Source organism: Brevundimonas sp. (assembly GCF_031082345.1).
In the GTDB taxonomy this organism is placed as follows: Bacteria; Pseudomonadota; Alphaproteobacteria; order Caulobacterales; family Caulobacteraceae; genus Brevundimonas.
Map to the genome: position 1 here is coordinate 1 of NZ_JAVHLH010000229.1, position 4530 is coordinate 4530.

Sequence of the window (4530 nt, forward strand, 5' to 3'; positions counted from 1 at the left end):
CAACATCCGTTTCGACCAGGCGACGGGAATCATCAGGAGCGTCGATTGCGGCTGATCGTCCTGTCCTTCGCCGCCACGGCGGCGCTCGCGGCCTGCGCCGAACAGGCTCCGCCGTCAGCCCCCGCGGACGAGGCCCCGGCGCCCACGCCCGCTGAACCACGTCCCACGCCGCCGTCCGGGCCAGAGGCGCCGCCGGCTCCGACCGACGCATGCGGCGCCGCGGATCGTCAGGACTGGATCGGTCGCGCCCGTTCGGACCTGCCGGACCCGCCCGCCGGCGCCCTGTGGCGCGTGTACGAGACGGGCCAGCCCGTCACCCAGGACCTGCGGCCCGAGCGGCTCAACATCGAGATCGACCCCGACAGCCAGACCGTCGTCCGCCTCAGCTGCGGCTGACAGAAGGGCCGCAGCCCCCGGAGGCGCCGATGTCACGGTTGTCTCTGGTCGGACTGGCCGAACTGGTCATCCCGCCCGCCTGAACACGGCCCTGGAACTGGTCGAAATCGTCCCGCTCCAACACCTACCTTGAGTAGAGAGAGTGACCGGCGGAGCCTATGCGGCGCCGGTCACCTTCCTGCTGGACGGACGGATCCGTCTCAGACCTCGTAGCTGTCCGCCACCATGCGATCCAGGGTGCGCACGCCCCAGCCGACGGCGCCGTCCGGCACGGTCGGGTTCTTGCTGTCCTTGATCCAGGCGGTCGGGGCGATGTCGATGTGGGCCCACGGCACGCCGTTGGTGAACCGCTGCAGGAACAGGGCGGCGGTGATCGAACCGCCGGAGCGGCCGTTGCCGGTGTTCTTGACGTCGGCGATGGGGCTGTCGATGTGGCGCTCATAGGCGGCCGGGATCGGCATCCGCCAGGCGTTCTCGCCGACCTTGGGGCCGGCGGCGAGGAAGTTGTTCGCCAGTTCGTCGGAGTTCGAGAACACCCCGGCGTACTCGAGGCCGAGGGCGACGATCATGGCGCCGGTGAGGGTGGCGAGGTCGAGCATGAATTTCGGCTTGAACCGCTCCTGGGTGTACCAGAGGCAGTCGGCCAGGACGAGGCGGCCTTCGGCGTCGGTGTTGATCACCTCGACCGACTGGCCGGACAGCGACATCACCACGTCGCCCGGGCGCTGGGCCGCGCCGTCAGGCATGTTCTCGACGAGGCCGAGCACCCCGACCACATTGGCCTTGGCCTTGCGGCCCGCCAGCGCATGCATCAGGCCGGCCACGGCGGCGGCGCCGCCCATGTCCCACTTCATCTCCTCCATGCCGTCGGCCGGCTTGATGGAGATGCCGCCGGTGTCGAAACAGACGCCCTTGCCCACGAAGGCGATGGGCTGGTCGCCCTTCTTGCCCCCGTTCCATTTCATGATGGCGACCTTGCTCTCGCGCACGCTGCCCTGGCCGACGGCCAGCAGGGTGCGGAAGCCGAGCTTCTCGAGCTCCTTTTCGCCGAGGATCTCGACCTCGAGGCCCAATTTCTCGAGCGCCTTGACGCGGTTGGCGAACTCTTCCGGATACAGGACGTTGGCCGGCTCGCTGACGAGGTCGCGCGAGAACTCCACCGCCGCCGCGACCGGCGCCAGCGCCTCCCAGGCCGCCTGGGCGGCCTTCACGTCGGCGGCGACGACCTTGATCGTCTCGATCGACGGCGTCTTCTCGGGCTTCAGCGTGGTGCGGTATTTCAGGAAGCGGTAGCTGGCCAGGCGGGCGCCGAAGGCGGCGCGGGCGGCCTGCCCGGCCGACAGGTTGGAGCCGTCGATGGTCAGCGACGTCGCGCCGGACAGCTTGACGGCGTGATAGGCGGCGCCCGCCGAGGTCTCGATCGCCAGATCGTCGAATTTCGCGGCCTCGCCCGCGCCCGTCAGCACGATCGTGCCCGCGTCGACGCCGGTCGGAGCCGCGACGACCAGCGTGCTGTTGGCGCCGCCGGTGAAGCGGCTGGCGTTCATGGCCCGGGTCAGGGCGCCCGAGGCGGCCGCGTCGAGGTTTCCGCCCGTCCCGTGCAGGGCCCGCCCCTCATGAACCAAAAGGGCCAGGACTTCGGCTCCGCTGGCGGACGCGACGAACTCGATCTTCATGGGCTACTCCTGCCGGGATTGGGCATCCCGGTCTCGCTTACAAGGGTCGCGCGCGGCGCCTGTCGCCGGTGCGCGGGGATGTGTATTAGAGGCGTTCCCGCCGCCGCCTGCAACGGGCGATTTCCCCCGCTTATGACGCTGATTCAAGGCTATCTTTTTCGCCAGATCGCCCGCCCTGTCGTCGGAGCGTGCGCCGCCTTGGCCGGAATCGGCATCCTGAGCCAGAGCCTCGATCAACTCGAGGTTATCGTCGAACGCGGCCAGAGCGTCTGGGTCATGGTCAAGCTGACCCTGCTGGCGGTCCCGCAACTTCTGGCGGTGATCGTTCCGATCGGCCTGTTCGTCGGGGCCCTGGTCGCCCTGACCCGGCTGCAGCGCGAACAGGAACTGACCGCCGTGTTCGCCTCCGGCGTCACGCGCTGGTCGGCGATTCGGCCGGCGGTCCGCATCGCGGCGATCGCCGCGATCCTGACCCTGATCGTCACCACCGTGCTGCAGCCGTGGGCGCAACGGCAGGCGCGGGCCGAGGCCTTCGCGGTCCGAACCGACCTCGCCGCCCTGCTGGTCGAGGAGGGCCGGTTCGTCCAGGGCCCCGAGGGGCTGACGGTCTATGTCCAGCAGATCGAGCAGAACGGCCTGTTGAAGAACATCTTCATCTACCAGGCCGAGGACGACCGGGTGACGACCTGGGACGCGGCCGAAGCTCGCTTCTCGCGCATCGACGGCGAGCCGATCCTGACCCTGATCGACGGCTCGTGGCAGCGCTACTCGAGCCGCGGCGTACTGGAGCACCTGTCGTTCGGGCGGCAGGACGTGCCGCTGGGCCAGTATTCCGAGGTGACGGACACGGTCCGCTACAAGCCCTCGGACCTCTATCTGACGCAACTGCTCAACCCCTCGCCCCAGGATCTGGAGCGGGTCGGGTCCGCGGGCGAACTGAGGGCCGAGGCGCACTCGCGCCTGTCGACCCCACTCTACGCCCTGCTGGCCATGGCCATGGCGCTGTCGGCCATCCTGGGCGGGCAGTTCAGCCGGACCGGCTACAGCCTGCGGATCGCGCGGGTCGCGGGCGCCTTCCTGATCATCCGGATCATCGGCTACGGCGTGGTGGCGGCGAGCGCCTGGAACGGCTGGCTCAACGTCTTCCAGTACCTGCTGCCCATCGTCGGGACGGCCATCGCCCTGCGGCTGATGTTCCGCGCGCTGAAGCCCCGTCGCAAGCGGGAATGGCCCGCCTTTGACCGACTGAAAGCGAGGGTGGCGTGAGCGCCCCCGACACGGCTCCGTCCTGGCTCCGGCTGGGCCGGATCGAACGGTATGTGCTGGTCCAGCAGGCGCGTTCGCTGGCCATCGCCCTGGGCGTCATCGCCGCCCTGATCATGCTGATCGACTTCGTCGAGATCTCGCGGGGGATCGGCTCCGACGTCGATCTGTCCGGCGCGCGCATCCTCGGCCTGATGTTGCTGAAGTCGCCCCAGGTCATCCTCCAGCTGCTGCCGTTCGTTTTCCTGTTCGGCACCCTCGCCGCCTTCGTGGGGCTGAACCGGCGCAGCGAACTGATCGCGATGCGGGCGGCGGGTCTGTCGGCCTGGCGGTTCGTGCTTCCGGCAGCCGGAGCGGCCTTCCTGTTCGGCGTCGTCACGGTCATGGCCCTCGGCCCGCTGGCGGCGTCGGCGGATGGTCTGTTCCAACGCGAGCGGACCCGGCTGTCCGGCTCGGCGGCGGCGTCCGAGGCCGTGTGGATCCGCGAGGGTGACGACACCCGGCAGATGGTCATACGCGCCGAGCGTCAGGACCGGGCCAACGCCCGCCTGCTGGGCGTGACCTTCTTCATCTACGCCAATGACGGCGACGGACACCGCACCTTCCGCGAACGGATCGACGCAGCGTCCGCCTCGCTGAGCGCCGGACGTTGGCGGCTGGTCGATGCGGTGGGGGCCCAGATCGGTCAGCGAGCGGTGCGCTACGAAACCCTCGACCTGCTCTCCAGCCTTGCCGACGACGAGGCCTTCGAACGGTTCGCCCGCCCGCAGTCGACGCCGTTCTGGTCGCTGCCGGCCCAGATCGCCCGGGTCGAGGCGGCCGGCTTTTCGAGCACCGCCTACCGGCTGCGGCTGCAGCAGTTGCTGGCCACGCCCCTGATGTTCGCCGCCATGTCGATCCTGGCCGCCGCCTTCTCGCTGCGCCTGATGCGTCTGGGCGATCTGGCGCGCATGACCCTCGCGGCCGTGGTGCTCGGTTTCGGCTTCTTCTTCGTCAACCAGGCCGCCTCGGCCTTCGGTTCGGCCGAGGTCATCCCGCCCTGGCTGGCGGCCTGGCTGCCGCCCTTGCTGACGGCGCTCGCCGCCTTCACCTTGCTGTTCTATACCGAAGACGGCTAAGCGAACCCCCGCCCCGTCCGCCATCCAGAGTGAATTTGCATGCAGCGTGACCGCCGCGCGCCCGACACGGCAGCCTT

4 protein-coding genes are annotated in these 4530 nt (G+C 69.5%); 3 read left to right on the plus strand and 1 reads right to left on the minus strand.

Translation table 11 applies throughout. The features are described from left to right. Positions 1–45: 45 nt before the first annotated feature. Positions 46–396: a peptidase inhibitor I78 gene (locus tag RDU12_RS12795; RefSeq protein ID WP_308684960.1), complete on the plus strand. Its 351-nt coding sequence runs from the start codon at positions 46–48 to the stop codon at positions 394–396. A gap of 200 nt (positions 397–596) precedes the next feature. Here the strand turns inward: RDU12_RS12795 and RDU12_RS12800 are convergent, their stop codons facing one another. Beyond that, the gene (locus RDU12_RS12800) at positions 597–2072 is read right to left on the minus strand and encodes a leucyl aminopeptidase (RefSeq protein WP_300291901.1); all 1476 of its coding nucleotides are present in this window, start codon (positions 2070–2072) and stop codon (positions 597–599) included. Between the two features lie 132 nt (positions 2073–2204). Between RDU12_RS12800 and RDU12_RS12805 the strand changes: the two genes are divergently transcribed. Together RDU12_RS12805 and lptG are read left to right on the plus strand one after the other, a co-directional pair. Then, on the plus strand, positions 2205–3338 hold the full coding sequence (locus tag RDU12_RS12805) for an LptF/LptG family permease (RefSeq protein WP_300291899.1): 1134 nt from the start codon (positions 2205–2207) through the stop codon (positions 3336–3338). After that, positions 3335–4453: an LPS export ABC transporter permease LptG gene (lptG, locus tag RDU12_RS12810; RefSeq protein WP_300291897.1), complete on the plus strand. Its 1119-nt coding sequence runs from the start codon at positions 3335–3337 to the stop codon at positions 4451–4453. Before RDU12_RS12805 ends, lptG begins: the two co-directional genes overlap by 4 nt. Positions 4454–4530: the final 77 nt, after the last annotated feature.

Coding starts and splice junctions, on each gene's coding strand:
- RDU12_RS12800 (WP_300291901.1), bottom strand. CDS start 2,072: ATGAAGATCGAGTTCGTCGCGTCCGCCAGCGGAGCCGAAGTCCTGGCC.
- RDU12_RS12805 (WP_300291899.1), top strand. CDS start 2,205: ATGACGCTGATTCAAGGCTATCTTTTTCGCCAGATCGCCCGCCCTGTC.